This window comes from Klebsiella sp. 7-CIP_Kleb. (assembly GCF_050378655.1).
Taxonomy (GTDB): Bacteria; Pseudomonadota; Gammaproteobacteria; order Enterobacterales; family Enterobacteriaceae; genus Klebsiella; species Klebsiella quasipneumoniae.
Window position 1 is genome coordinate 399933 of the sequence record NZ_JBNRLJ010000002.1, and the last position, 23757, is coordinate 423689.

At 58.5% G+C, this 23757-nt stretch carries 16 protein-coding genes and 1 pseudogene; 8 read left to right on the plus strand and 9 right to left on the minus strand.

Annotated elements, in window-relative coordinates; all coding sequences use genetic code 11:
• Nucleotides 1-37 precede the first annotated feature (37 nt).
• The 4 genes from rarA to lrp all read right to left on the minus strand — a co-directional run bounded on the left by rarA (nucleotide 38) and on the right by lrp (nucleotide 6947).
• On the minus strand, nucleotides 38-1381 hold the full coding sequence (gene rarA, locus ACQUTI_RS09560; protein ID WP_122543117.1) for a replication-associated recombination protein RarA: 1344 nt from the start codon (nucleotides 1379-1381) through the stop codon (nucleotides 38-40).
• Nucleotides 1382-1389: 8 nt separating this feature from the next.
• Nucleotides 1390-2001 carry an outer membrane lipoprotein chaperone LolA gene (gene lolA, locus ACQUTI_RS09565; RefSeq protein WP_004201368.1) on the minus strand — a complete coding sequence of 204 codons (612 nt, stop codon included), beginning with the start codon at nucleotides 1999-2001 and terminating at the stop codon, nucleotides 1390-1392.
• Nucleotides 2002-2123: 122 nt separating this feature from the next.
• Nucleotides 2124-6317 (minus strand): DNA translocase FtsK, encoded by a 4194-nt coding sequence (gene ftsK, locus ACQUTI_RS09570; protein WP_428923246.1) that lies wholly within the window; start codon nucleotides 6315-6317, stop codon nucleotides 2124-2126.
• A 135-nt stretch (nucleotides 6318-6452) separates the two neighbouring features.
• A complete protein-coding gene (gene lrp / locus ACQUTI_RS09575) occupies nucleotides 6453-6947 on the minus strand; it encodes a leucine-responsive transcriptional regulator Lrp (RefSeq protein WP_000228469.1) in 495 nt (164 codons plus the stop codon).
• A gap of 532 nt (nucleotides 6948-7479) precedes the next feature.
• Here lrp and trxB point away from each other — a divergent pair.
• From trxB to infA, 5 genes are all read left to right on the plus strand, one after another.
• The gene (trxB, locus tag ACQUTI_RS09580; RefSeq protein ID WP_004201366.1) at nucleotides 7480-8448 is read left to right on the plus strand and encodes a thioredoxin-disulfide reductase; all 969 of its coding nucleotides are present in this window, start codon (nucleotides 7480-7482) and stop codon (nucleotides 8446-8448) included.
• Nucleotides 8449-8562: 114 nt separating this feature from the next.
• Complete coding sequence (gene cydD, locus ACQUTI_RS09585) at nucleotides 8563-10329, plus strand: heme ABC transporter permease/ATP-binding protein CydD (protein WP_017899437.1); 1767 nt, start codon at nucleotides 8563-8565, stop codon at nucleotides 10327-10329.
• A complete protein-coding gene (cydC, locus tag ACQUTI_RS09590) occupies nucleotides 10330-12051 on the plus strand; it encodes a heme ABC transporter ATP-binding protein/permease CydC (RefSeq protein ID WP_017899436.1) in 1722 nt (573 codons plus the stop codon).
• Nucleotides 12052-12090: 39 nt separating this feature from the next.
• Entirely contained in the window at nucleotides 12091-12795 is a 705-nt protein-coding gene (gene aat / locus ACQUTI_RS09595; protein WP_017899435.1) for a leucyl/phenylalanyl-tRNA--protein transferase, read from the plus strand.
• Between the two features lie 350 nt (nucleotides 12796-13145).
• Nucleotides 13146-13364, plus strand: a complete 219-nt coding sequence (infA, locus tag ACQUTI_RS09600; protein ID WP_001040187.1) for a translation initiation factor IF-1 — start codon at nucleotides 13146-13148, stop codon at nucleotides 13362-13364.
• Nucleotides 13365-13487: 123 nt separating this feature from the next.
• On the opposite strand, the gene clpA is transcribed toward infA, so the two are convergent.
• Nucleotides 13488-15767 (minus strand): ATP-dependent Clp protease ATP-binding subunit ClpA, encoded by a 2280-nt coding sequence (clpA, locus tag ACQUTI_RS09605; protein ID WP_004201360.1) that lies wholly within the window; start codon nucleotides 15765-15767, stop codon nucleotides 13488-13490.
• 30 nt (nucleotides 15768-15797) lie between these two features.
• Nucleotides 15798-16115: an ATP-dependent Clp protease adapter ClpS gene (clpS, locus tag ACQUTI_RS09610; protein WP_002896520.1), complete on the minus strand. Its 318-nt coding sequence runs from the start codon at nucleotides 16113-16115 to the stop codon at nucleotides 15798-15800.
• Between the two features lie 325 nt (nucleotides 16116-16440).
• Between clpS and cspD the strand changes: the two genes are divergently transcribed.
• Nucleotides 16441-16662 (plus strand): cold shock-like protein CspD, encoded by a 222-nt coding sequence (cspD, locus tag ACQUTI_RS09615; RefSeq protein WP_002896516.1) that lies wholly within the window; start codon nucleotides 16441-16443, stop codon nucleotides 16660-16662.
• Between the two features lie 76 nt (nucleotides 16663-16738).
• Here the strand turns inward: cspD and macB are convergent, their stop codons facing one another.
• The 3 genes from macB to ACQUTI_RS09630 form a co-directional block, all read right to left on the minus strand.
• Nucleotides 16739-18679 (minus strand): macrolide ABC transporter ATP-binding protein/permease MacB, encoded by a 1941-nt coding sequence (gene macB, locus ACQUTI_RS09620; protein WP_186602216.1) that lies wholly within the window; start codon nucleotides 18677-18679, stop codon nucleotides 16739-16741.
• Nucleotides 18676-19791, minus strand: a complete 1116-nt coding sequence (gene macA, locus ACQUTI_RS09625; protein WP_004201357.1) for a macrolide transporter subunit MacA — start codon at nucleotides 19789-19791, stop codon at nucleotides 18676-18678. The genes macB and macA overlap by 4 nt, the downstream gene beginning before the upstream one ends.
• Nucleotides 19792-19937: 146 nt before the next feature.
• Nucleotides 19938-21596, minus strand: a complete 1659-nt coding sequence (locus ACQUTI_RS09630) for an ATP-dependent endonuclease (protein ID WP_048323524.1) — start codon at nucleotides 21594-21596, stop codon at nucleotides 19938-19940.
• Between the two features lie 419 nt (nucleotides 21597-22015).
• On the opposite strand from ACQUTI_RS09630, the pseudogene aqpZ reads away from it, so the two are divergent.
• Nucleotides 22016-22715: pseudogene (gene aqpZ, locus ACQUTI_RS09635) on the plus strand (aquaporin Z).
• A 115-nt stretch (nucleotides 22716-22830) separates the two neighbouring features.
• Nucleotides 22831-23730, plus strand: a complete 900-nt coding sequence (locus tag ACQUTI_RS09640; protein WP_004201354.1) for a lysine exporter LysO family protein — start codon at nucleotides 22831-22833, stop codon at nucleotides 23728-23730.
• Nucleotides 23731-23757 lie beyond the last annotated feature (27 nt).

Below are 23757 nucleotides of genomic sequence, written 5' to 3' on the forward strand. Positions count from 1 at the left end.
ACGGAAATAGTGTAATAACCTTACCGCAACGCCTCAATTAGCGGTAGCGTTTTATCGGGCTATTTTGATCCTGTTCAGCGAGCCAGGCGAGCTTTTCGCCAATTTTGCCCTCAAGCCCCCGGTTTGTCGGGTGATAATAGCGCGTTTGCGCCATTTCCTGCGGGAAGTACTGCTCGCCGGCGGCGTAGGCGTTAGGTTCGTCATGAGCGTAGCGATACTCCTGCCCGTAGCCCATCTCTTTCATCAGCTTCGTCGGCGCATTGCGCAGATGCACCGGAACGTCATAGTCCGGACGGTCTCGCGCATCGGCCAGCGCCGCTTTAAAGGCGGTGTAGACCGCATTGCTCTTCGGCGCGCAGGCCAGATAGACAATAGCCTGGGCAATCGCCCGTTCGCCTTCCGCCGGCCCGACGCGGGTGAAGCAGTCCCACGCCGATATGGCCACCTGCATCGCCCGCGGGTCGGCGTTGCCGACGTCTTCCGAGGCAATCGCCAGACAACGGCGGGCAACATACAGCGGATCGCCCCCGGCGGTGATGATCCGCGCGTACCAGTAAAGCGCCGCGTCCGGCGCGCTACCGCGCACCGACTTATGCAGGGCGGAAATCAAATCGTAGAAACGGTCGCCTTTATTATCAAAGCGCGCGCTGCGCTCGCCGGCGATCTCGGTCAGCAGTTCCGCCTTCAGCACCCGCTTGCCCGCATCATCGCTCTCGGCCATATCGGCCATCATTTCCAGGGTATTCAGCGCCCGCCGCGCGTCGCCGTTTACCAGTTCGGCGATGGCCCTGCGGGTCTCATCCGGCAAAACGATATCCTGGCCGCCGTAGCCGCGGGTTTTATCGTTCATCGCCTGGTCAAGCACCCGCTCGATATCGTCGGTAGTGAGCGATTTCAGTAAATAGACGCGGGCGCGGGAGAGCAGCGCTGAGTTAAGCTCAAAGGAAGGGTTTTCGGTGGTCGCGCCAATAAAAGTGATAGTGCCATCTTCAATATGCGGCAGAAAGGCATCCTGCTGGCTTTTATTGAAGCGATGCACTTCGTCAACAAACAGAATCGTTCGTCGGCCGGCGTTGCGATTCTGCCGCGCGCGCTCAATGGCCTCGCGGATCTCTTTCACCCCGGAGGTCACCGCCGAGATCCTTTCGACATCGGCGCTGGCATAACGGGCGATAACTTCCGCCAGGGTAGTCTTGCCGGTACCCGGCGGCCCCCAGAGGATCATCGAATGCAGGTGCCCGGCTTCGATCGCCCGCGGCAGGGGTTTGCTCGGCGCCAGCAGGTGCTGCTGGCCAATATACTGCGCTAAATTTTCTGGCCGCATGCGAGCGGCCAGAGGTTGAAACGCGTTGTCGGAAAAATCGAGCGACAGATTGCTCACTTTCGCCTCTACTTACGTTGATCGTCCACCGTCACACCTTTCGGCGGCGTAAAGGTGAACTTAGATGCGTCGACGGCGCCGTTCTGCTGCGATTTCAGCTGATAGCTGCTGCGCTGATCGTCCTGCTCGACGGCGCTGAACTGATGGATGGTGCCGTCCCGACCGACGTTGATCGTGAACTGCTTCAGGTTGCCGCTGCCGCTTTTCGGCGTCAGCACAAAATCATCGCCGTTTTGTTTGATATTGTACTGCTGCCAGTCGCTGGACTGGTTGCGGGCAATCAGCATAAACGGCGTGTTGCTGGTGGCGTCTTTCAGCCAGGTCGCCGTGGCCTGCTCGACGAACGGGTTATAGAACCACAGGGTTTTACCATCCGAAACGAGGACGCTCTCATCCGGCTGGGTCATATGCCAGTTAAACAGATTCGGGCGTTTTACCCACAGGTCGCCCTGTCCGTCCTGCACGGCGTTGCCGCTGCCGTCGGTGACTTTTTGCGTAAAGCTGGCATGGAAGCTGCTCACTTTATCAAGACGGCTTTTTAAGTCACTGGCCGCATCTGCCCAGACCTGGCTGACGACCATACCAGACAGTAATGCACAGGTGATTGCGAGTTTTTTCATTGTTCTTCCTTAATGTGCGTCACTCCCGACGCGGGAGCCTCTTCTGCCCCTAATGTAGGACCGCCGACGGCGGCGGGACAGAAGAATTGGCTGATTTTGCGCTTATTTACCCAACTTTGCACTCATTCAAAGGGCGGCGGCGCCAGCACTTCGCGGTTACCGTTATGGCCCTGCTCGCTGACAATGCCCTGCGCTTCCATCTGTTCGATGATACGCGCGGCACGGTTATAGCCAATGCGGAACTGGCGCTGCACCCCGGAAATCGACGCTTTACGCTTCTCGGTCACAAAGCTGACCGCCTGATCGAACAGTGGATCCAGCTCTTCACCGCCGTCGAAACCGCCGCCGCCGCCTTCGCTTTCGCTGTCGGAGGTAATGCCGTCAACATACTGCGGACGACCGCGGGCTTTCCAGTCCTGAACCACAGCGTGGACTTCCTGGTCGCGAACAAACGCCCCATGGACGCGCACCGGCGTGGTGGAGTTCGGCCCGGAGTAGAGCATATCCCCCATCCCGAGCAGCGATTCCGCACCGCCCTGATCGAGAATGGTACGCGAGTCAATTTTACTCGACACGGTAAAGGCGATACGCGTCGGAATGTTGGCCTTAATCAGACCGGTAATGACATCCACCGACGGACGCTGCGTCGCCAGCACCAGGTGGATCCCCGCCGCACGCGCTTTCTGCGCCAGGCGAGCGATCAGCTCTTCCACCTTCTTACCGACGGTCATCATCAGGTCGGCGAATTCGTCCACCAGCACCACTATGTACGGTAGCTTTTCCAGTACCGGGTGCACCGCGTCCATACTGTCGCCTGGCTTCCAGTATGGATCCGGGATCGGACGGCCCATGCGTGCCGCTTCAGCAATCTTCTCGTTATAGCCCGCCAGATTTCGTACGCCCAGCGCCGACATTAGCTTGTAGCGACGCTCCATCTCGTTGACGCTCCAGCGCAGCGCATTGGCGGCGTCTTTCATGTCGGTGACCACTTCCGTCAGCAGATGCGGAATACCTTCGTAGACCGACAGCTCGAGCATTTTCGGGTCGATCATAATGAAACGCACATCTTCCGGCTGCGCCTTGTAGAGCATGCTGAGGATCATGGCGTTGACGCCGACTGACTTACCGGAACCGGTGGTACCGGCCACCAGCAGGTGCGGCATTTTCGCCAGATCGGCCACCACCGGATCGCCGGCGATGTCTTTACCCAGCACCACGGTCAGCGGCGACGGGTTATCACGGAACTTGCTGTTGTCGAGCACTTCACGCAGGTAGACGGTCTGGCGCTTTTTATTCGGCAGCTCAAGCCCGACATACGGTTTACCCGGGATCACTTCCACCACGCGCACGGCGACCGTGGACAGCGAACGCGCCAGATCCCGTGACAGGTTAGAGATTCGCGCCGCTTTGACGCCAGGCGCCAGATTCAGTTCGAAACGGGTGATCACCGGCCCCGGCGAGTAGTTCACCACATCCGCTTTAATGCGGAAGTCGGCGAGTCGCGCTTCCACCAGTCGTGCCATCTGCTCAAGAGCAAAGGTATCGACCGGCTCGACTTCACTGGGCGGCGGCGTGAGCAGATCCAGCGACGGCAGCGGCGTTGTCGGCTTTTGCAGCGGTCGACTATCGCCATTGCGCATCAGCAGCGGGTGGATCAGGCTCTCCTGCGGCGCAGGCGCGGCAGGCTGGTGCCCCTGCGGGGCAACCGGCTGTTGCGGCTGCACGGGCTGCGTCGCAGTCTGGTAAGGCTGCTGCGGCACTGGCTGAGGGTGTACCGGCTGGTGCTGCGCAGGTTGATAACCCTGCTGCGGAGCGGCGGCCGGTTGTTGATAGTGCTGGGCTGGCTGCTGCGGCTGTACTTCCGGTGTCGGCGTAAACAGCGGCTCGCTCGGACCCTCTTTGACCAGCGTTTTCATCGGCGAGAATTCATAATCCGCCGGCGAGAACGGATTAGCGCCCGGCGGCTGCTCGGAGGCGTAGCGCTGCTGCTGGGTGGCGGCAAACTGGCGCGCCAGCTCCGCTTCCGCCGCGGCATCGGCGTCATCGTCATCAGTCGCGTTATCGTCTTCCCAGCGATGGCCATAGCGCTGCTGTTGAGTGGCGGCGAACTGGCGAGCCAGCTCATCCTGCTCCATAGCATCCGCTTCCTCATCCGAGAGCAGCTCATCATCATAATGGGGGTCGCGCTCGGCCTGCCGCGCGCGCTGTTCAGCTTCCCGCTGCGACGGTAGCTTGATGCCGTAGGAGGCCAGTTCCCGACGCGTCGGGACGCGAACGCGATTTGGCCGCGGTAGTTTTGGACCAATGCCCTCTTTCACCTGGACCCGCGGTCCGCTGGAGGCCGGGCTGAACAATGGCGCTGTCGCTGCGGACGCGGCGGTCGCCGTCTTCGCAGCGGCTGCGCCGCCGCTGGCAGCCGTTGCCTGATGCACTCCTGCCGCCACCGCAGAAACTACGGTTGACTCCACGGGCGGTTTGGACGGCGAGGCGGGCGGCGTCAGCGGTTTGGTGGCGATCGGACTTTCCGGCTCCGGAATAGGCTGATACCAGGAAGCCAGCAGCTCGCGTTCGCGCGCCCGCTTCTCTTCCACTTCCTCGAAATAATAGAGCGGCGGACGTTTCACTTCTTCCTGCACGACCTCAGGCTCTGGCTGCGCGGCAGGTACCGGCGCGGGCTCAGGCTGATACGCCTGCGGCGCAGGCTGACCGGCATGCGGATCGTAAGCCGGCTGCTGATACGGCGCAGGCTCGGGTTGATACCCCTGCGGCGCAGGCTGGACAGCATGCGGATCGTAAACCGGCTGCTGATACGGCGCCGGCTCTGGCTGATACCCCTGCGGCGCAGGCTGAGCAACATGTGGATCGTAAACCGACTGCTGATACGGCGCCGGCTCTGGCTGATACCCCTGCGGCGCAGGCTGGACGGCATGCGGATCGTAAACCGGCTGCTGATACGGCGCAGGCTCAAGCTGATACGCCTGCGGCGCAGGCTGACCGGCATGCGGATCGTAAACCGGCTGCTGATACGGCGCAGGCTCGGGTTGATACCCCTGCGGCGCAGGCTGGCCGGCATACGGATCGTAAACCGGCTGCTGATACGGCGCAGGCTCAGGCTGATACGCCTGCGGTGCCGGCTGACCGGCATGAGGAGCATAAGCAGGCTGCTGATACGGTGCCGGCTCTGGCTGGTAGAGCTGCGGCGGGTAACCAGCTTCCGGCTGATAAACCGGCGCAGCGCCCTGATGACCAGCCGGTGATTCGGCCCACGGCTGCGGCGCGGCAGTGGCCGCCGCCGCCGCGCCCACCGGCTCAGCGATACTCTGGCCGTTCAGCAACGGATCGTAAGGGTCGAAATCGCCCGGGCGCGCGGCGCTGGCGCCGGAGAACAACACATCATTCTCTGCGGGACGCGCGGCGCTGGCGCCGGAAAACAGTACATCGTCGGCGGCAACAGGCGCACCGCTGGCGCTGTACTGCACTGCCTCTTCCCCGTCATCCATCCGTTTGCCGGAGAAAAGCGCCGCGTCGGTTTTACGCCCCATGGGGTTGGTAAACTTCTCAGCGAGACGTTTACGCCGCGCCAGTGCGCTGCGCAAGATACGGGCGCGACGCGACTCCTGGGGGGTTGCCGCCTCTTCGTCGTCGTACTCTTCATCGTCGTCTTCGTATTCGCCTTCATCGACCCAGGTATCATCCCGACGGGTACGATTGCTGGCAAAGGTGAGCACGGACAGGATGCCGCCGCCCAGTTTTTCCGCAATGCTGACCCACGACCAGCCGGTAAACAGCGTCAGGCCGGCCGCCCAGATGCACAACAGCGCGATGGTGCCGCCGCTGCTGTGCAGCAGCGGTTGCAGGGTGGTGCTCAGCAGGCTGCCAATCACCCCGCCAGAGGCGAAGTACCAGATATCATCGGCGTTAATCGCCGCTAGACCGCAGGAGGTCAGGATCAGGGCTAACGCACCGATGAGGCGCAGCGAAACGGCGAAATAATCAATATATTCGTCATTTTCCTGATGCCGCCAGGCAAACCAGCATCCGCCGATGATGATCACCGGGATGGTGTAGGCCATGACGCCAAAAATGAAAAAGAGGGTATCGGCAAGCCACGCGCCGGGGGCGCCGCCTAAATTATGGATAGGCTCATGCCATGCCGTTTGCGACCAGCTTGGGTCCGAGGGGTTAAAGCTCAGTAATGCCGCCATCAGCCAGATGGCGAAGAGGGAGCAAAGGATGAGCATCGCCTCGAGGAGTCGGCGCCCGCTGCTGAGTTTGGTAAGTTTGACTTCTTTGTCTTCGGTGTATTCCTGGCTCAAGAAAGGCTCTCCAGGTATCAGGCTGTTTCCTGCCTGCTGCTAAAACGGACAACAGCGCCGGGTCTCCCCGGCACTGTTGCTGTATGGATTAACAGGAGTGTAATCAAACTACGTCGAGTTTGCACCTGTTCCGTGTTAGCGCGTCTTAATAACCAGACGATTACTTTGCTTGACTTCTTCCATTACCACATAGGTACGGGTGTCGTTAACGCCCGGCAGGCGCAGCAAGGTCTCGCCCAGTAATTTACGATACGCTGACATATCCGGTACGCGGGTTTTCAACAGATAGTCGAAATCACCGGAAACCAGATGACACTCTTGAATTTCTTCAAGTTTTTGCACTGCGGCGTTAAATTGCTCAAACACATCCGGTGCGCCACGATTCAGAGTAATCTCAACAAATACCAGAAGTGATGCATCCAGATAATGCGGGTTGAGCAGCGCCGTATAGCCCTGAATAAAACCCTGTCTTTCAAGACGACGCACACGCTCAAGGCAAGGCGTCGGAGAAAGTCCCACCCGTTTAGAAAGCTCGACGTTAGAAATTCGCCCATCTTTTTGCAATTCATTCAGGATGTTACGATCAATGCGGTCGAGATCTTTGCCAGGGCGCTTCTTGCTATCTACCATTATTATTGTCTCTCTGTATTCCTTCCCTACTCCTGTTCCGGCTCTGTGCCTTCACTGCCAGAGCCCATCCTGTTATTACCCGTACGACATTGGGTAACCCAGGGGTACGTGAGAAGCCCGTTGCCTGACGGCAGTCACCGACATCACGCATGGCGTCTGTCCACACCATGCGTAGATTTCGTTAACCCGGATAAAAATGGCATTTGCGTGCATGAAAATTCGCCGCACGCCAAATACTGCTTTTCTTCTTCCTTGAATGTTTTCGCAAAAGCACAGGGGATTGTCAAAGCAAAACATCGATTTTTAGTACAAGATGCCAGATATTCATCATCTACCCTGGTTGATTCTCATTTTTTCGTCTTATAATTGTCCCGCCAACAGTAGAAATAGTTATATTCCTTGCCGGGAAAATCGCCAATTCATCGGCCGCTTCTATTGCACACATCGTTAACAAAATCGCTGCGCTCTTTTTTTACGACAACAAATTCCCTACAATCCCAGCCCAATGTATGCCAATTATTATGGGGATCTCATGGGCACAGCCAAACACAGTAAACTGCTTATCCTTGGTTCTGGACCTGCGGGATACACCGCGGCGGTCTATGCCGCACGCGCCAACCTGCAGCCGGTGCTGATCACCGGGATGGAAAAAGGCGGTCAGCTGACCACCACGACGGAAGTGGAAAACTGGCCAGGCGATCCGAACGATTTGACCGGTCCGCTGCTGATGGAGCGCATGCACGAGCATGCCACGAAATTTGAAACCGAGATTATTTTCGACCATATCAGCCGCGTCGATCTGCAAAACCGGCCGTTCCGTCTGACCGGCGACAGCGGCGAATACACCTGTGACGCGTTGATTATCGCCACCGGCGCTTCCGCCCGTTACCTGGGCCTGCCTTCCGAAGAAGCCTTCAAGGGCCGCGGCGTTTCCGCCTGCGCCACCTGTGACGGATTCTTCTATCGCAACCAGAAAGTGGCGGTGATCGGCGGCGGCAACACCGCGGTTGAAGAGGCTCTGTATCTGTCAAACATCGCCTCTGAGGTACACCTTATCCACCGTCGCGATTCCTTCCGTGCGGAAAAAATCCTCATCAAACGCCTGATGGACAAAGTGGAAAGCGGCAACATCGTGCTGCATACCGATCGCACCCTCGAAGAGGTGACCGGCGACCAGATGGGCGTCAGCGGCCTGCGTCTGCGCGATACCAAAAACAGCGACAACGTCGAGTCCCTGGAAGTAGCCGGTCTGTTTGTCGCCATCGGCCACAGCCCGAACACCGCCATCTTTGAAGGTCAGCTGGAGCTGGAGAACGGCTACATCAAAGTGCAGTCCGGTATCCATGGCAATGCGACCCAGACCAGCATCCCGGGCGTGTTCGCCGCCGGCGATGTGATGGACCATATTTATCGTCAGGCTATCACCTCCGCCGGCACCGGCTGCATGGCGGCGCTGGACGCTGAACGTTACCTCGACGGTCTGGCTGACGCCTGCAAATAATCTTTACAAGTCAGTAACAAAGGTAAAGAAGGCGACGAAAAGTCGCCTTTATTTTTGCCGCGATGTAACATTGCCGTGCCCAATATTCCGATAACGACACCTGCAAAGCGCGCAATGAATAAAACCCGTCAACAAGAGTTAACCCGCTGGTTAAAACAGCAAAGCATTATCTCCCGTCGCTGGTTGATGATTTCCCGCCTCCTTGGCGTGGCGAGCGGTCTGCTGATCGTGGCGCAGGCCTGGTTCCTGGCGCGGATCCTGCATCGGATGGTGATGGAGAATATTCCTGCGACCGCCCTGCTGCTGCCGCTAACCCTGCTGGTGCTGACCTTTGTGCTGCGCGCCTGGGTGGTCTGGCTGCGTGAACGGGTCGGCTTTCAGGCCGGGCAGCATATTCGCTATGAAATTCGCCGCCAGGTGCTCGACCGCCTCCAGCAGGCGGGCCCGGCGTGGATCCAGGGCAAACCGGCTGGCAGCTGGGCTACGCTTATCCTCGAGCAGATCGACGATATGCATGACTATTATGCCCGCTACCTGCCGCAAATGACGCTGGCGGCCTGCGTGCCGCTGCTGATCGTCATCACTATTTTCCCGATAAACTGGGCCGCCGCGCTGATCCTCCTCGGCACTGCGCCGCTGATCCCCTTGTTCATGGCCCTGGTTGGGATGGGCGCCGCCGATGCCAACCGGCGTAATTTCCAGGCGCTGGCCCGCCTCAGCGGCCACTTCCTCGACCGCCTGCGCGGCATGGAAACCTTGCGTATTTTTCACCGCGGTCAGGCCGAAACGGATAATATTCGCGACGCCTCGCAGGATTTTCGCCAACGCACCATGGAAGTCCTGCGCCTGGCGTTCCTCTCCTCCGGGGTACTGGAATTTTTCACCTCGCTCTCCATTGCGCTGGTAGCGGTTTATTTCGGCTTCTCATACCTTGGCGAGCTTAACTTCGGCCACTATGGCGCGGGCGTCACGCTGATGGCGGGCTTCCTGACGCTGATCCTCGCCCCGGAGTTTTTCCAGCCATTACGTGACCTGGGCACCTTCTACCATGCCAAAGCCCAGGCCGTCGGCGCTGCGGACAGTCTGAAAACGTTTATGGAAACCCCGCTGACCCAGGTGGAGCGTGGCGAAAAAACCTTAAATGACAACGATCTGATTGGCGTGGAAGCGCGCGATCTGCTGATTAAATCTCCCGAAGGGAAAGTCCTCGCCGGGCCGCTGACCTTTTCACTGCCTGCAGGCGCGCGGGTGGTGCTGGTGGGGCAGAGCGGCTCAGGGAAAAGTTCACTGCTGAACACCCTGCTCGGCTTTTTGCCCTATGAGGGTTCGCTGAAGGTCAATGGCGTGGAGCTGCGAGAGCTGGACGCCGATCGCTGGCGTCGCCTGTTAAGTTGGGTGGGGCAGAATCCCCAGCTTCCTGCCGCCACGCTGCGGGAAAATGTGCTGCTGGCGTGGCCGGAAGCCAGCGATGCCCAGCTTCGACTGGCGCTGGACAAGGCCTGGGTGAGCGAGTTTATCGCTCTGCTGCCGGATGGGATCCATACCGCCGTGGGCGATCAGGCGGGCCGTCTGTCGGTCGGCCAGGCGCAGCGTATCGCGGTCGCCCGCGCGCTGTTGGTGCCGTGCCGCCTGCTGCTGCTGGATGAACCCGCCGCCAGCCTCGACGCCCATAGCGAACAACGGGTCATGCAGGCATTGACCCACGCCTCGACCCAGCAAACCACGCTGCTGGTTACCCATCAGCTTGAGGGACTGGCGGACTGGGATGCCGTCTGGGTGATGCAGGACGGACAGATTATCGAACAAGGCGACTACGCCACGCTGGCCCGCGCCGGCGGGGTCTTCTCGGCGCTGCTGGCCCATCGTCAGGAGGAGATTTAAATGCGCGCGCTCTTACCCTATCTGGCACTGTACAAACGCCACAAATGGATGCTGCTGCTCGGCATCGTACTGGCTATTGTGACCCTGCTGGCCAGTATCGGCCTGCTGACGCTCTCCGGCTGGTTTCTCTCCGCCTCTGCGGTGGTGGGCGTCGCCGGGATCTACAGTTTTAACTATATGCTGCCCGCCGCGGGCGTCCGCGGCGCAGCGATTATCCGGACCGCCGGACGCTACTTCGAGCGTCTGGTCAGCCACGACGCCACCTTCCGCGTGCTACAGCACCTGCGCGTCTTCACCTTCAGCAAACTACTCCCCCTCTCTCCGGCGGGGCTGGCGCGCTTTCGCCAGGGTGAACTGCTCAACCGCGTGGTAGCCGACGTCGACACCCTGGATCATCTCTACCTGCGGGTCATTTCGCCGCTGGTCGGCGCGCTGGTGGTGATTGTGGTGGTGACCTGCGGATTAAGCCTGCTCGATGTCACCCTCGCGCTAACGCTCGGCGGTATCATGCTGGTGACCCTGCTGGTTATGCCGCCGCTGTTCTATCGCGCCGGTAAACCGGCCGGAGAGAGTATGACCCAGCTGCGCGGCCAGTATCGGCAACAGCTTACCGCCTGGCTGCAGGGCCAGGCGGAGCTGATGGTGTTTAACGCCAGCGACCGCTATCGCGCGCAAATGGAAAAGACCGAGCTCAGTTGGCAGGAGGCGCAGCGTCGCCAGGCCGAGCTGACCGCGCTTTCGCAGGCGCTGATGCTGTTGATCGGCGGTATCGCCGTGGTGGCCATGCTCTGGCTGGCCTCAGATGGCGTCGGCGGCAACAGTCAGCCCGGGGCGCTGATCGCCCTGTTCGTCTTCTGCGCCCTGGCGGCTTTCGAAGCCCTGGCGCCCGTCACCGGCGCTTTCCAGCATTTAGGTCAGGTGATCGCCTCCGCGCTGCGGATCTCGCAGATCACTGACCAGCAGCCGGAAGTCTCCTTCGTCGAGGGCGAGGCCTGCAAGCCTGCGCAGGTGGCCTTAGATTTCAGGCAGGTCACCTTCCGCTACCCGCAGCAGCCCTCCCCCGCTCTGGAGAACATCTCCCTGCAGATTGCCGCCGGGGAACATATTGCTATTCTTGGCCGAACCGGCTGCGGAAAGTCGACGCTGTTGCAGTTACTCACCCGCGCATGGGATCCGACACAGGGTGAAATATTGCTCAACGATCAGCCGCTGTCCGGGCTCAGCGAAGCCACCCTGCGGCAGTCAATGAGCGTGGTACCGCAGCGCGTGCACCTGTTCAGCGCCACCCTGCGCGACAACCTGCTGCTGGCGGCGCCTGAGGCTGATGACACTCTGCTCTGCGCCACCCTTGAGAAGGTAGGCCTGGAAAAACTGCTGGAAGATGGCGGACTCAACGGCTGGCTGGGCGAAGGCGGACGCCAGCTTTCCGGCGGCGAACTGCGCCGGCTGGCCATTGCCCGCGCGCTGCTCCACGATGCGCCGCTGATGCTGCTGGACGAACCGACAGAAGGTCTGGATGCGGCCACCGAAAGCCAGATCCTGCATCTGCTGGCGGAAGTCTTACGCGAGAAAACCGTGCTGATGGTCACCCACCGCCTGCGAGGCCTGGCGCGTTTTAATCAGATAATAGTCATGGACAACGGCCAGATAATTGAGCAAGGTAGTCACGCGGAGCTGCTCGCTAAACAGGGCCGGTACTTCCAGTTTAAACAGCGTCTGTAGGCTATTATCTAATTTTTGCTGATGCGTATTGAGGTTAAAATGCGTCTGGTTCAGCTCTCCCGGCATTCTATCGCCTTCCCTTCTCCGGAAGGCGCCCTGCGTGAACCTAACGGCCTGCTGGCGCTCGGCGGCGATCTGAGCCCCGCGCGCCTGCTGATGGCCTATCAGCGTGGTATTTTTCCCTGGTTTTCCCCCGGCGACCCGATCCTCTGGTGGTCGCCCGATCCCCGCGCGGTGCTCTGGCCGGAACAGTTCCATCTCAGCCGCAGCATGAAGCGCTTTCATCAGCGTTCGCCCTACCGCGTCACGCTCAATCACGCCTTTGGCGAGGTGATAGAGGGCTGCGCCAGCGATCGTGACGAAGGCACCTGGATAACCAGCAGCATCGTTCGCGCCTACCACCAGCTGCATGAGCTGGGGCATGCCCACTCCATTGAAGTCTGGCAGGAGAATACTCTGGTGGGGGGAATGTACGGCGTGGCACAGGGGGCGCTGTTTTGCGGCGAGTCGATGTTCAGCCGGGCGGAAAATGCCTCCAAAACCGCGCTGCTGGTATTTTGCCAGGACTTTGCGCAGAGCGGCGGTAAATTAATTGACTGTCAGGTGCTGAACAACCATACCGCATCATTAGGCGCGGTGGATATTCCCCGCCGCGATTATCTGGACTATCTGTCAGTATTACGCGGCTACCGTCTGCCCGAGCGATTTTGGGTACCGCGGGTGCTATTTCCGGGCGGACAATAAAATGTTTTCAGCACATTTTGCGTCAGGATGGTATAATTGCGCGGTAGAGTAGCTTCTGCCTGTTGCCCCGCCGCCGTTTGGGAATAATAAGAGTCAGATAACGCCCATCGTTCTGTCACTCCCCTTTACGTTTGCGCCTGTCACGCGGCATGGCCGTGTGTGTCCCGGGCAATGCGCCAAAACTACTTCGGCGATTCATACCCGTCATATTTCCATTGCCGGCGTGCTGACTGCGCGCCTTGCGGCAAGGTGAATGATTCAGGGTAGACACGTAAAACTTTACTTACATGATGAACTTCGGCATTATCTTGCCGGTTCAAAACTACGGTAGTGATACCCCAGAGGACTAGATGGCCAAAGAAGACAATATTGAAATGCAGGGCACCGTACTTGAAACGTTGCCTAACACTATGTTCCGCGTAGAACTGGAAAACGGTCACGTGGTAACCGCGCATATCTCCGGTAAAATGCGTAAAAACTACATCCGCATTCTGACGGGCGACAAAGTGACTGTTGAGCTGACCCCGTACGACCTGAGCAAAGGCCGCATTGTCTTCCGTAGTCGCTGATTGTTTTCGCCCTTAAGGCGTCAGATGCTGAAGGCCGGGATAATTCCCGGTCTTTTCATTTCTACCGCCAGCAGGCAAAAAAAAACCGGCCCCTGGCCGGTTTTTTACATTGAAGATATCGCCTTAATGGGCGGCTTCCGGTTTGTGCTTCGGCGCGCTCTGGAAGTCGTAGGTCAGCGTATTTTTCGCGCTGTCCAGAGAGACCGTCACCTGCCCGCCGTCGACCAGCGAGCCAAACAGCAGCTCGTTCGCCAGCGGTTTTTTCAGGTTGTCCTGAATGACGCGTCCCATTGGACGTGCCCCCATTGCCCGGTCGTAGCCTTTTTCCGCCAGCCAGTCGCGCGCTTCCTGGCTGACTTCCAGGGAGACGCCTTTCTGATCCAGCTGAACCTGCAGCTCGACGATAAACTTGTCGACAACCTGATGGATCACCGTGGTGGAGAGGTGATCGAACCAGATGATGTTGTCGAGACGGTTACGGAACTCCGGCGTAAAGATCTTCTTGATCTCATCCATTGCGTCCGGACTGTTGTCCTGCTGGATAAGGCCAATCGATTTACGCTCGGTTTCCCGCACCCCGGCGTTGGTGGTCATCACCAGCACCACGTTGCGGAAGTCCGCTTTACGTCCGTTGTTATCGGTCAGCGTGCCGTTGTCCATCACCTGCAGCAGCAGGTTGAACACGTCCGGATGCGCTTTTTCGATCTCATCGAGCAGCAGCACCGCATGCGGATGTTTAATCACCGCATCGGTCAGCAGCCCGCCCTGGTCGAAGCCGACGTAGCCCGGAGGCGCCCCGATTAAACGACTGACGGTATGACGTTCCATATATTCGGACATATCAAAACGCAGCAGCTCAATACCCAGCGCCTTCGCCAGCTGCACGGTCACTTCGGTTTTCCCCACCCCGGTCGGCCCGGCGAACAGGAATGAACCCACCGGCTTGTGCTCATGGCCCAGCCCGGCGCGCGCCATCTTGATGGCTTCCGTCAGCGCCTCGATGGCCTTATCCTGACCAAAGACCAGCATTTTCAGTCGATCGCCAAGGTTTTTCAGCGTATCGCGATCGCTGCGGGAGACGCTCTTCTCAGGGATCCGCGCAATGCGCGCCACCACGGACTCGATATCCGCCACATTGACCGTTTTCTTACGCTTGCTGACCGGCATTAAGCGCGCCCGCGCCCCCGCCTCGTCAATTACGTCAATCGCCTTATCCGGTAGATGGCGATCGTTAATGTATTTCACCGCCAGCTCAACCGCCGCACGCACCGCCTTGGCGGTATAACGCACATCGTGGTGCGCTTCGTACTTCGGCTTCAGGCCGTTGATAATCTGGACGGTCTCTTCCACCGACGGTTCGGTAATATCGATTTTCTGGAAACGGCGGGCCAGCGCACGATCTTTTTCAAAGATGTTGCTGAACTCCTGGTAAGTGGTGGAGCCAATCACCCGGATCTTGCCGCTGGAAAGCAGCGGTTTGATCAGGTTAGCCGCATCGACCTGGCCGCCAGACGCCGCTCCCGCACCGATGATGGTGTGGATCTCATCAATGAACAGGATGCTGTTGGTATCCTGCTCCAGCTGTTTCAGCAACGCTTTAAAGCGTTTTTCAAAATCGCCACGGTATTTCGTCCCGGCCAGCAGAGAACCAATATCAAGCGAGTAGATGGTGCAGTCAGCCATGACTTCCGGCACATCGCCCTGCACAATACGCCAGGCAAGGCCTTCGGCGATGGCGGTTTTACCGACGCCGGATTCCCCCACCAGCAGCGGGTTATTTTTACGCCGACGGCACAGCACCTGAATGGCGCGCTCCAGCTCTTTTTCACGGCCGATCAGGGGATCGATGCCGCCAACGCGAGCAAGCTGATTGAGGTTGGTGGTGAAGTTTTCCATACGTTCCTCCCCGCCGGCTTGCTCTTCATTGCCAGGCTGGCTTCCGCTGTTATCGGAAGACTGGCTCGGCTCATCTTTGCGTGTACCATGAGAAATGAAGTTCACCACATCGAGTCGGCTCACTTCATGTTTACGCAGCAGGTAGGCGGCCTGCGACTCCTGCTCGCTGAAAATGGCCACCAGCACGTTGGCGCCGGTCACTTCGCTGCGGCCAGAAGATTGCACGTGGAAAACGGCGCGCTGCAGCACACGCTGGAAGCTCAGCGTCGGCTGGGTGTCGCGCTCTTCTTCCGTGGCTGGCAGGACGGGTGTGGTTTGTTCGATGAAGGCTTCAAGTTCCTGACGCAATGCCACCAGGTCCACTGAACACGCTTCCAGGGCCTCACGGGCCGAGGGGTTGCTTAGCAGAGCCAGCAGCAAGTGCTCGACGGTCATAAACTCATGACGGTGCTCGCGCGCTCTGGCGAAAGCCATATTTAAACTGAGTTCCAGTTCTTGATTGAGCATAGGCACCTCCCCCAATTTTCATGCCTGAATTCAGGCTTTTTCCAGCGTACACAGCAATGGATGCTCGTTCTCCCTCGCGTACTGATTCACCATAGCGACTTTGGTCTCCGCCACTTCCGCGGTAAACACGCCACAAATCGCCTTACCTTCATAGTGAACCGTGAGCATCAGTTGCGTTGCACGTTCAACATCATAAGAAAAGAATTTTTGTAACACGTCAATAACAAACTCCATTGGAGTGTAGTCATCATTGACCAATATCACTTTATACATAGATGGCGGTTTAATCGCATCACGAACTTCGTCGTCAACCAGGTGCTCGAAGTCCAGCCAATCTCTCTTACTCATCGTCAGTGTTCATCATCGGTTGCTGTTGCCAACAGGCGGAGGCCTGTCGATGACCAGAGGTTATGCTCATCACAAATCTACAACAGATCATAGATAACTATCATCTATCGCTTCTATCCGCGACGGCTGTCACATTCCCCGGCAATAGCGTTAACTGCTTCAAATTTTGACGCATTTTTCGCCGTTCCCCCTCCTCAATCGCTTGACGCGTTTTCGTATTTCTCTAAATTGTAGTGGCGAGAGTTGGCGAGCAATTGAACAACTCGTCACTCCACCACCGGTTCATTCCATCTTACTAATAAAGATTTACGAAGGATGTCGAAGTATGGAAATGGGTACTGTTAAGTGGTTCAACAATGCCAAAGGGTTCGGTTTTATCTGCCCTGAGGGCGGCGGCGAAGACATTTTCGCCCATTACTCCACCATCCAGATGGATGGTTACAGAACGCTAAAAGCCGGACAAGCCGTTCGGTTTGATGTTCACCAGGGGCCAAAAGGCAACCACGCCAGCGTGATCGTCCCTGTGGAAGCGGAAACGGCTGCATAACTCTTTTGCTTCATTGTGTACATCCTGCTAATAAAATGCCAGTCCTTCTGACTGGCATTTTTATTTCTCATCCCGACTACTCCCGCGCCAGGGCATCCACCGGATCGAGCCGCGCCGCATTGCGCGCCGGCAGCCAGCCAAACAGCACCCCGGTTAACGTCGAACAGAGAAACGCCGTCACCAGCGCCAGCGGCGAAAAACCGATCTCCCAGCCCGGGAGAAACAGTTGCAGAATAAACGCGATCATCAGCGACAACGTCACCCCCAGCGCACCGCCGACCAGGCAAACCAGCACCGCCTCGATGAGAAACTGCTGCAGCACATCGCTGGCCCGCGCGCCAACCGCCATGCGGATGCCGATCTCCCGCGTCCGTTCGGTCACCGACACCAGCATAATATTCATTACGCCAATCCCGCCGACCACCAGGGCAATCACCGCCACCAATGTCAGGAACAGCTGTAAGGTATGTGTGGTCCTTTCGGCGGTTTTCAAGACGCTGTCCATATTCCAGGTGAATACATCTTTTTTACCATGCCGCAGCTCCAGCAGACGCAGCAGCTGTTTCTCTGCGGTTTCACTGTCGTAGCCTTCATGAACGCGCACAGTGATGGAGTTCAGCCACGACTGGCCCATTACTCTTCCCGCCATGGTGGTGTAGGGCAACCAGACGCGGAGAATTTTGCTGCTGCCGAACATCGACTGCTTTTCATCCGCAACGCCAATCACCGTGGCCGGCATATTACCCACCAGGATCACCTCGCCCACCACTTTCGCTTTATTGGGAAACAGCTGGCGACGGGTATTGCTGTCGAGCACCACCACCTGAGCCCGGCTGTTGAGCTGCAGTTCATTAAAGGTATTGCCCTCGCTGAAGGTCATGCCGTAGACATTAAAATACTGTGGACCGACCCCCTCCGCACTGGCGGCAACGTCAATATTGTTGGCGCGCAGGCGCAGGCTTTTTGAAACCGCCGGCGTGGCGGAGCGCACCCACGGCTGCTTCTGGATCGCCAGCAAATCGTCATACTTCAGCGCCTGCTGATAGCGCGGGTCGTCGTCGCCAAAATCCTTACCAGGATACACATCAATGGTATTGGTGCCGATGGCGCGAATATCTGCCAGCACCATCTGCTTGGCGGCATCGCCCACCACCACGATCGACACCACCGAGGCAATACCGATAATAATGCCGAGCATGGTCAGCAGGGTACGCATTTTATTCGCCGCCATCGCTCTCCAGGCCATCACCAGCGCTTCGCGAAAGCCGCTGGTAAACTGACGCCACGCCGAAGGCTCCGCCTGCGGACGGGCGCGCAGTCCGCCGCCCTGGCGGCTGGCGGACGGGTTGCGGACGATTTCGCCATCGCGGATCTCGACGATCCGCTCCGCCTGAGCGGCGACCTGCGGATCGTGAGTGACAATGATGACCGTGTGCCCCTGCGCTTTCAGCTGGTGCAGGATCGCCATCACCTCTTCGCCGGAATGGCTGTCCAGCGCGCCGGTGGGCTCATCGGCGAGGATCACTTCCCCACCGTTCATCAGGGCGCGGGCGATACTGACCCGCTGCTGTTGGCCGCCGGACAGCTGCGACGGCTGATAGTCGGCGCGATCGCCAAGCCCCAGGCGCGCCAGCAGCTCATGCGCGCGCGCCAGGCGCGCCCGCCGTTCACTGCCGGCATACACCGCCGGCACTTCGACGTTCTGCGCGGCGGTCAGATGGGACAGCAGATGGTAGCGTTGAAAGATAAAGCCAAAGTGTTCCCGCCGCAGACGGGCCAGCGCATCGCCATCCAGCTGCGCGATATCGGTTCCCGCCACCCGATAGGTGCCGCTGGTGGGTTTGTCGAGGCAGCCAAGGATATTCATCAGCGTCGATTTTCCCGAGCCGGAGGCGCCCACGATCGCCACCATCTCCCCGGCATGGATACTGAGGGTGATCCCCTTGAGGACCTCAACGCTGCCGTCGCCGGAAGGATAGCTGCGACGAATATCACGCAGCTCGAGCAGGGCCGTCATTTTGCCGCCCCGCTCGCGCTCTCGCCGACGATCACCTCATCCCCCTCTTCAAGTCCCTGCACCACCGCGACGTCGGTATCATTGCGCGCGCCAATGACAATCTCACGCTCTTTGACCTCGCCGGTACGCAACAGCCGGACGTGGTAGCGGTTATCACCGACCGCATCACCCAGGGCGCTCAGCGGGATGGTGATCACGTTCTTCACCTCGGCCAGTTGGATATGCACCTGCGCGGTCATGTCGAGGCGCAGAATTCCCTGCGGGTTCGGGACCTCGAAGCGGGCATAATAGAAGATGGCGTCGTTGACTTTTTCCGGCGTCGGCAGAATGTCCTTCAGCTTGCCTTCATAGCGAGTTAGCGGGTCGCCCAGCACGGTAAACCACGCCTTTTGTCCCGGTCTGAGGTGGATGACATCCGCTTCGGAGACCTGCGCTTTCACCAGCATGGTGCTGAGGTCCGCCAGGGTCAGAATGTTCGGCGCCTGCTGGGCAGCGATCACCGTCTGTCCCTGCAGGGTAGTAATTTGCGTCACTTCACCAGCCATCGGCGCCAGGATCCGCGTGTAGTCGAGGTTGGTCTTCGCCGTGTCGAGCGTTGCCTGGTTGCGCTTAATTTGCGCTTCAATGGTGCCGATTTGCGCCTGTTTCACCGCCAGGTCGGTGGCCGCGGTATCGAGGTCTTGTCGCGAGACCAGCTGGCGCTGCGCCAGCTGCTGCTGACGGGCCAGGGTCACCTGCGCCAGCTTACTCTCCGCGCGCGCCTGATTGAGCTGGGCGCGCAGCTCCATCAACGTTGCCTCCACCTCTTTGATCTGGTTTTGCGCCTGCTCAGGATCGATAACCCCCAGCAGTTGGTCCTTTTTGACCTTATCGCCGATATTCACGTGCAGCGTCTTCAGCTGTCCGCTGACCTGGGCGCCGACGTCAACTTTTCGCAGGGCATCCAGCTTGCCGGTGGCCAGCACGCTCTGCTGGAGATCGCCTTTGCGCACCACCAGCGTCTGGTAGTGCGGTAGCGGCGCATTGAGGATCCGCCATCCCCAGACAGCCAGACCCAGCACAACGATCGCCAACAGCCACCAGACGGTCCTGCGTTTTCCCTTAACTTTCATATTCCGATTCCTGCTGTTTCCCTGCCGCTCCAGGCGGAGATTCTATCGAAACCCGTCGGCAACAGGACACCCATTTTTCGCGCCAATGATGTTTTGTTTAGCTGCCGGAGAGCTTTGCGCCGCCGAAATTCCCGACGGCGAAGAGATTAATCAGCGCGACCGCGGGCCAGCCACAGTACCCGCGAGAACATTTTTTTCAGCAGCGTCGGCACAGCGTCCACCCCACGGCGGCCGGCTTCCATTGCCACCTCAATCGCCAGGTCCGGCTTGGATGAGCGATGGATGGCCTTGGTGATCACCCGCCGCATATTCATGGGCACATTATCCGGGATCTGCGCCACCCGGTGGTAAACGTCATCAAATCCCTGACGATACATAAAGTGTTCCATATCCAGCGCCGGCAGAGCGGTCAGATGGTCGCGCTCCAGCTCGCGATCGTTATTCAGCAGACCGCGTACGGTCGCGGCATATTTTTTTCCTGCCTCATCGCCATCCACCAGCACGTGCCACTGGATCCCCATCCGGCGGGCGAATTTGATCAATGGCTTCAGGCCCGACTGGGCGAATTCAATCACTTTCACCCCTTCAGCATCAAAATGATGGCCGCACTGGCGGGCCAGCTCGTTGATAACCCAGGTTTCCGTCTCCCCCTCCACCAGCAGCCAACAGCGGGCGAAGAGCGATGAGGCGCGATTGAAGCGGATGTGAAAGGCAATGCGTCGACTCTCTTCGGCATTCATTCCGCCCGGCCCCAGCCGCCATGCCGACACCCGCGCCGATTCACGCACCAGCCGACAAACCTGCTCCACCGGCGTCAGGGACAGCAGCTCTCCGGAGTTGGTGGTGGTCACACGCTGCAACGGCAGCAAATTCAGCAGATGCCAGGCGACGGAGAGCATGATCGGGTGCAGGCGGGTCTCGGGATCCTCAATCAACAGCAGCGGCCGCGCGTCGCGATCGAGGCGCACCGTCCCTTTCGCCTGCAGCAGGGTAGCAAATAGCCCCAGCAGGATCACCCGATGGCTGCGCCCGCCGGGCTTGTCGATCATCCGGTTGATAATATCCAGGTAACGCCAGCTACGCTGCTCATCATGGGAACGTCGACGCATCAGGCGATGTCGCGTCTGGGCGCTGCTTTGCTCGGCAAAGTAATGCTCCAGCAGCTGCACCATGGCCGACAACCCCTGACGGATCTGACCGTCGGATAAATTTTGCGGGTGGCTGACCAGTTCGCGGGACAGAAAATCCAGCTGGCGGGCGGTGATCTCAATCTGCGGCGAGTGCGGTACCGTTCCGTTATGAATGCGCCGCATAAAGCGCGCGTCGCGCAGGCGCAGCACCGGCATCAAACGCACCAGGTGTCTGGCCAGCTCATCGATATCCTCCAGCACCAGCGCTTCGCCTTCGCCATCGATAAAACTGCGCAGGGTCATCACGCTGTCGTCATCGGCGAGTTCGCCTTCCAGGCGGTAGAAGACCCGGTGATAGCCGTCATCACAGGGCACCCAACAGCGCTGAAGCGGACGGAAACGCCGCACCCGATGGCGCCCCGGCTCGGTTTCACGAAAGGTCAGAATAATATGCAAATGGTGCTCGCGTCCCTGGATGTCGCCCGCGGGGAACCAGAAGTCATCGCGAACAAAGTGATAAAGATCGAACTCTGGCGACAAAAGCAGGGTCAGCGCATCAAGCAGACTGGACTTCCCCCACGCGTTCTCCCCGATCAGGACGTTATTTTGCTCCAGCATCAACGACAGACGATTGATACCGCGAAAACCGACGATTTCTACGCGCTCAAGAAGCATATCCCCTCCGCTACACCACCACTCTCCTTCAGTAATCAACAGTATAGCGAGGGCGGCGGCAAGATGACACTCCGCTTAATCACCTCTGCGCATCCTATTCTGGAGATTAAATATATTCATAAAATTACGCACTTATCGTCTATTAACGGCTATTGATTATTCATCAAACAAAATAGTTTTATTTCAGACGTTATGTTCTACACTATTGATAATCTTGGATGGATATAGGAAGAGTTAAACTGGCAAACGCAATCCCTTCACCTTGCCCTAAATCAAATAATATCAATATATTTAACTGGCTCTGGGATGGCGATTATCTCTAGAATAACGCCGCTTTATTTTTATCGTCGTCCCTTATCACGATAAATAAAGACCGGCACGGTCCGCTCGTGCGCGTATACATTTAAATTGAGGTGGTTATGTTCAGAAAATTAGCAGCCGAATGCTTCGGCACCTTCTGGCTTGTATTTGGCGGCTGCGGTAGCGCCGTACTTGCCGCAGCATTTCCCGAGTTGGGTATCGGTTTTGCCGGCGTGGCGCTGGCATTTGGTTTAACCGTATTAACCATGGCGTATGCGGTTGGCCATATTTCCGGCGGTCATTTCAACCCGGCGGTAACCTTAGGCCTGTGGGCCGGTGGTCGTTTCCCGGCGAAAGAGGTCATTGGCTATATTATCGCCCAGGTCGTCGGCGGAATTATTGCCGCCGCGGTGCTGTACGTGGTGGCCAGCGGTAAAGCCGGCTTTGATGCCGCCGCCAGCGGCTTTGCCTCAAACGGCTATGGCGAACACTCCCCGGGCGGCTTCTCTATGCTGTCGGCTATCGTTATTGAAATCGTACTGACCTGCGGCTTCCTGCTGGTTATCCATGGCGCGACCGACAAACACGCACGCGCCTGCGGGCTTCGCGCCGATCGCTATCGGCCTGGCGCTGACTCTCATCCATTTAATCAGCATTCCGGTCACCAACACTTCCGTCAACCCGGCGCGCAGCACCGCGGTGGCGATTTTCCAGGGCGGTTGGGCGCTGCAGCAGCTGTGGCTGTTCTGGGTCATGCCGATCGTCGGCGGGATCCTTGGCGGCGTGCTGTACCGCACTCTGCTGGAAAAACGCGATTAATCCTTTCTAAAGCCCGGGTCTCCGGGCTTTTTCTTTCTGGCGACAGCTTTACTCGGCCCGGCTATTTGGGTAGTGTCATGAGCGCTATTCTCATCATGCAAGGGCTGCGTCGTTCATGTTCTCGGGACTGTTCATCATTCTGTTGCCGCTGGTCGTCGGCTATTTACTGCCTCTTCGTCACTCCTCTGCGCTAAAACTGATTCACCGGATGCTGAGCTGGATTGTCTATGTGATCCTCTTTTTTATGGGTATCAGCCTGGCGTTTCTCGACAATCTGGCCAGCAATCTGCTGGCGATATTGCATTACGCCGCGGTGAGCGTGGTCATCATTTTACTGTGTAATATTACCGCTCTGCTGTGGCTGGAAAGAAAAATGCCCTGGCGCAGTCTGCATCGTCAGGAGAAATTACCCTCGCGCCTGGCCATGGCCCTGGAATCACTCCAGCTGTGCGGGGTGGTGGTCCTCGGTTTTTTGCTTGGCCTGACCGGCCTGCCTTTTTTACAACACGCCACCGAAGCCAGCGAATATACGCTGATCTTTCTCCTGTTCCTCGTCGGTATTCAATTACGCAATAATGGAATGAGTCTGCGACAAATAGTCCTTAACCGCCGGGGAATGATCGTCGCCGTGGTGGTCACGATCAGTTCATTACTCGGCGGCATCCTCAACGCCTTTATTCTGGATTTGCCGCTAAAGACCGGTCTGGCGATGGCCAGCGGCTTCGGCTGGTATTCACTCTCCGGTATTTTACTGACCGAATCCTTTGGCCCGGTAATCGGCAGCGCGGCGTTCTTTAACGACCTGTGCCGCGAGCTGCTGGCCATCATGTTAATTCCGGGCCTGATTCGCCGAAGCCGCTCCACGGCGCTGGGTCTGTGCGGCGCCACCTCCATGGACTTCACCTTACCGGTGCTGCAGCGTTCCGGCGGCGTGGAGATCGTCCCTGCCGCCATCGTACACGGTTTTCTGCTGAGCCTGCTGGTCCCGATCCTGATCGCCTTTTTTGCCGCCTGAGTAGGCGCTGGCGGCAGACTTCCTGCC

Bases quoted from the DNA above. Each gene is read 5' to 3' on its own strand.
- cspD (WP_002896516.1), top strand. From the start codon at position 16,441: ATGGAAATGGGTACTGTTAAGTGGTTCAACAATGCCAAAGGGTTCGGT.
- macB (WP_186602216.1), bottom strand. From the start codon at position 18,679: ATGACGGCCCTGCTCGAGCTGCGTGATATTCGTCGCAGCTATCCTTCC.
- trxB (WP_004201366.1), top strand. From the start codon at position 7,480: ATGGGCACAGCCAAACACAGTAAACTGCTTATCCTTGGTTCTGGACCT.
- infA (WP_001040187.1), top strand. From the start codon at position 13,146: ATGGCCAAAGAAGACAATATTGAAATGCAGGGCACCGTACTTGAAACG.
- clpA (WP_004201360.1), bottom strand. From the start codon at position 15,767: ATGCTCAATCAAGAACTGGAACTCAGTTTAAATATGGCTTTCGCCAGA.
- cydC (WP_017899436.1), top strand. From the start codon at position 10,330: ATGCGCGCGCTCTTACCCTATCTGGCACTGTACAAACGCCACAAATGG.
- cydD (WP_017899437.1), top strand. From the start codon at position 8,563: ATGAATAAAACCCGTCAACAAGAGTTAACCCGCTGGTTAAAACAGCAA.
- clpS (WP_002896520.1), bottom strand. From the start codon at position 16,115: ATGAGTAAGAGAGATTGGCTGGACTTCGAGCACCTGGTTGACGACGAA.
- aat (WP_017899435.1), top strand. From the start codon at position 12,091: ATGCGTCTGGTTCAGCTCTCCCGGCATTCTATCGCCTTCCCTTCTCCG.
- ACQUTI_RS09630 (WP_048323524.1), bottom strand. From the start codon at position 21,596: ATGCTTCTTGAGCGCGTAGAAATCGTCGGTTTTCGCGGTATCAATCGT.
- lolA (WP_004201368.1), bottom strand. From the start codon at position 2,001: ATGAAAAAACTCGCAATCACCTGTGCATTACTGTCTGGTATGGTCGTC.
- macA (WP_004201357.1), bottom strand. From the start codon at position 19,791: ATGAAAGTTAAGGGAAAACGCAGGACCGTCTGGTGGCTGTTGGCGATC.
- ACQUTI_RS09640 (WP_004201354.1), top strand. From the start codon at position 22,831: ATGTTCTCGGGACTGTTCATCATTCTGTTGCCGCTGGTCGTCGGCTAT.
- lrp (WP_000228469.1), bottom strand. From the start codon at position 6,947: ATGGTAGATAGCAAGAAGCGCCCTGGCAAAGATCTCGACCGCATTGAT.